This is a genomic window from Hungatella sp. SL.1.14 (assembly GCF_024460495.1).
Taxonomy (GTDB): domain Bacteria; phylum Bacillota; class Clostridia; order Lachnospirales; family Lachnospiraceae; genus Hungatella; species Hungatella hathewayi.
On the sequence record NZ_JANFYJ010000063.1, the window covers coordinates 1 to 2,913 of the forward strand.

7 protein-coding genes and 1 pseudogene are annotated in these 2,913 nt (G+C 43.9%); all 8 read left to right on the forward strand.

The genetic code is table 11. The features are described 5' to 3' along the window. Positions 1–134 precede the first annotated feature (134 nt). Positions 135–386, forward strand: coding sequence for a LexA family protein (locus tag NE473_RS29725; protein WP_118078051.1), 252 nt, complete (start codon positions 135–137; stop codon positions 384–386). Further along, complete coding sequence (locus NE473_RS33265) at positions 379–474, forward strand: hypothetical protein (protein WP_118078053.1); 96 nt, start codon at positions 379–381, stop codon at positions 472–474. Before NE473_RS29725 ends, NE473_RS33265 begins: the two co-directional genes overlap by 8 nt. 74 nt (positions 475–548) lie before the next feature. Next, positions 549–731 carry a hypothetical protein gene (locus NE473_RS29730; protein WP_118078055.1) on the forward strand — a complete coding sequence of 61 codons (183 nt, stop codon included), beginning with the start codon at positions 549–551 and terminating at the stop codon, positions 729–731. A gap of 17 nt (positions 732–748) precedes the next feature. Beyond that, positions 749–1,015, forward strand: a complete 267-nt coding sequence (locus NE473_RS29735) for a hypothetical protein (RefSeq protein ID WP_118078057.1) — start codon at positions 749–751, stop codon at positions 1,013–1,015. A 23-nt stretch (positions 1,016–1,038) separates the two neighbouring features. Continuing rightward, complete coding sequence (locus NE473_RS29740; protein WP_147418965.1) at positions 1,039–1,443, forward strand: hypothetical protein; 405 nt, start codon at positions 1,039–1,041, stop codon at positions 1,441–1,443. Between the two features lie 40 nt (positions 1,444–1,483). Next, positions 1,484–1,804: a hypothetical protein gene (locus NE473_RS29745; protein ID WP_006771085.1), complete on the forward strand. Its 321-nt coding sequence runs from the start codon at positions 1,484–1,486 to the stop codon at positions 1,802–1,804. A 68-nt stretch (positions 1,805–1,872) separates the two neighbouring features. Then, on the forward strand, positions 1,873–2,676 hold the full coding sequence (locus tag NE473_RS29750) for a DNA adenine methylase (RefSeq protein WP_242866208.1): 804 nt from the start codon (positions 1,873–1,875) through the stop codon (positions 2,674–2,676). Continuing rightward, positions 2,673–2,913: pseudogene (locus NE473_RS29755) on the forward strand (DNA cytosine methyltransferase); the annotation flags it as partial. The gene NE473_RS29750 and the pseudogene NE473_RS29755, both read left to right, overlap by 4 nt.

Sequence of the window (2,913 nt, forward strand, 5' to 3'; positions counted from 1 at the left end):
GTTGAGAAATGTGCCAGGGTGGAAAGATTTGACTGACGAGCAGCTTGACAGGGTGAGGATTTACCGTACAGGAGAGGACTGGTACGTGGAAGATGCAGATTTCTATGAATACAGATTTTAGGAGGCGGCAGGCCATGAAAGAGCGTCATAAGCAGATCAGAGACTACATTGTCCAGTACACCATATCCCACGGCTGGCCGCCATCGGTGCGAGAGATCGGGGAAGGCGTAGGGCTGTACAGCACGAGCAGCGTACACCTGCATCTCAAGCAGATGGCAGACGCGGGGATCATTAAAATGGTGCCGGGGCAGCCGAGGTGTATTGCGGTGACTGGAGTAAAGATCACATGGGAAGGGGATGCAGAATGCGGAAAAGTAAGTGTCTAAAAACGCATTACCCGGAATCTATTTGTATGGCAGAAAGAATTGTATTATTTCACGGAACCAGATTTCGTATTGCTTTGAGTGCTCATGAATTTTACTGTGAGAAGTGTAAGAAAGTTCGGTATTTGTGGTTTATCAATAGATAATTTTCGGAAGGAGACAGTAATGACGGTAAGGGAATTAATTGAACTGCTGAAAAAAGCGCCGCCAGACGATATCATCTTGGCAGATATAGGGCAGGAAGAAAGTGCGGATATATCGGGTATGTTGACTGCATCTGATGTGTTAGTAGGGAATGAAACAATTAGGGGGATAACGTACCTGAAGATAGAACCATATGAAGATTAAGATATGGAGGATAAAAAGTGAGTGGAATATCAGTATCAAGATATCAAATGAATTTCAGATCGATGACAAAAAAACTTTTTGAAGAAGATCGAGATAAATATAATAAAATGCTTTACGCTGCAAAGGTTGAAGAAGCTAGAAAAGGATTCGTTGCAACAAGAATTAATAATGCAAATAGTAGTGGAACTAAGATTACTTTTAGCTGTGCTGACACTTTTGTATTTGATGAATACTGCAAGAAACTAAATGAAGAATATGAAACATTATTTGCTTCAAAAAATTAAGCTTTAAACGAGAAAGGTGAGACATGGGAAGAACATTAAAACGAGTTCCATTAAATTTTGATTGGCCTCTCAATAAAATATGGTATGGGTATTATTCTAGCTATTGCCATGATAGTGACTATAGTGCAGGGGGATGCGAGAACTGTAAGCATTTTGCAACATTGAAAGGGATTGGTTTTACAGAGTATGGTTGCCCGGATTTTGAACCATTTATAGGTCCGCCAGAAGGAGAATGCTATCAGTTGTGGGAAACTACAACAGAAGGGAGTCCAGTAAGCCCGGTTTTTAAAACGCTGGATGAACTCTGTGAATGGTGTGAGAGTAACTATACAGTTTTTGCTGATATGAAAGCCAGTAAAGAACAGTGGAAAGAAATGCTGGATGATGATTTTGTACATGCAAAGATAGGAAATGCAGTATTTATTTAAACTGATATTTTCCGTATGAAGGGACAAGGGGGTGGGAAATATGGAAGGACAAATAAGCCTGTTTGATTTCATGGCAAAGGAATTCCAGCCGGGGGACTGGATCGAGGAATGTTGCCTTGGAAGAGAATTAACATTCAACGAGATTACGGATATGGTGGGAAAATTGATTGTGATGGATATGAGCACAGAAAGTCACAATTGGTACAAAGTTGTTCAGGTAGAAAAGATTGTAGAGGGGGATAGTGGACGCCGTAGGTTAGTGTATTATGACGGAAAGCGGCAGCGCGGGCTTGTTGATGAAATATACTTTGATCCGCAGAGGTCCCGACCGGAAAAAACTTATACACTAAAAACTGATTAAGAGAAAGGAGCTGGAACCTTTCCGGAAAACAGGCGCGCCGGGTTCCTTTTTTGAAAATGAAAGCAATTATGAAATACCCAGGCAGTAAATGGAGTATAGCGGATTGGATTATCAGTTATTTTCCGCAGCACCACAGCTACATTGAACCGTTTTTCGGTAGCGGCGCAGTGCTATTCAATAAGCCGCGGTCCAATATCGAGACTGTAAACGACCTCGACGGAAACGTTGTAAACTTGTTTGAGTGGATCAGGAAAGACCCGGAGCGCCTAGCACGGGAAATATATTACACGCCTTACGCAAGGCAGGTATACGATTCAGCGTTTGAATCGGTACCAGAGGACAGTTTTGGACGGGCAGTGAATTTCTACATACGGCTTAATATGGGACACGGGTTCCGGACCAATGGCGAAAAGGTGGGCTGGAAGAACGACGTACAAGGCAGAGAGCGGGCCTATGCTGCGAAAGATTGGTGTAATCTGCCTGAGAAAATAATGGCGGCCGCTGAAAGGCTGCGAGGCGTGCAAATTGAAAACATGCCGGCCGTGGAATTAATCAAACGCTTCAACCATTCCAATGTATTGATCTATGCGGACCCGCCATATGTTTTATCGGCCAGGCACGGGAAACAGTACCGGTATGAGATGGACAACGGGGCGCAAACTGAATTACTGGAAGTTCTTCACGCCCATAAGGGGCCGGTACTAATTAGTGGATATGATAGCGAGTTGTATAATGACAGCTTACACGATTGGTACCGTGTAGAAACTGACTGCTATTCCCAAATCGCATCAAAGAAGCGTGAAGTGTTGTGGATGAATTTTGCCCCTGCAGGGCAGATGAGCATAAAAGACTTTCTGGAGGTGAGACCATGAGCGGTTTGATTATAGATTGCTTTGCCGGTGGCGGCGGGGCAAGTGTGGGTATAGAAATGGCACTGGGGCGGCCGGTTGATATAGCTATCAATCATGATCCGCAGGCGATTCGGATGCACAAAGTCAATCATCCGGATACGCTGCATCTGACCGAGGATATATTTAAGGTCGATCTTAAAAAGTATGTTGCTGGCCGCCATGTAGCACTTATGTGGGCCTCTCCAGATTGTACCAGTC